Annotated in this window: 1 pseudogene; it reads left to right on the forward strand. The window is 44.5% G+C overall.

Features of this window, described 5'->3' with window-relative positions:
* A pseudogene (locus ADH49_RS07885) lies at positions 1 to 488 on the forward strand (fibronectin-binding protein); the annotation flags it as partial.

The following is a 488-nucleotide window of genomic DNA, read 5'->3' on the forward strand; positions in this document are numbered from 1 at the left end:
CCAGCTACATTTGAAGATGGTTCAACGACTAAGACAATTCCAGGTGAAGGAACCTACACAGTAGCTCCAGATGGAACAGTTACATTCGTGCCAGAGAAATCATTCACCGGAACAGGAACAGGCGTAACTGTGAAACGTGTAGATAAGAATGGTACACCAGTAACAGCTAAGTACACACCAACAGTAACCCCTGTAACACCAACAGCGACACCTGCTGAATCAGTAGCTCCTCAAGGTGTGGTTCAAACTGGTACTGTTACATTCACAGAAGGTGATCCAGTTGCACCAATTGATAAGGATACCATTACTCTTCTTGATGAAAATGGTCAACCAGCTGCATCAGTAGTTGCCAAATCACCAGAAGGTAAAGAAATCGGTACCTTCACAGTTGATAAAGCAACAGGTGTTGTAACCTTCACACCAACAGATAAGACATACTCAGGTGAAGTCGTTGCCGTTAAGGTTCAAGCGAAGGATGCCAACGGTAC

The organism is Streptococcus sp. 400_SSPC, from assembly GCF_001072745.1.
GTDB lineage: Bacteria > Bacillota > Bacilli > Lactobacillales > Streptococcaceae > Streptococcus > Streptococcus xiaochunlingii.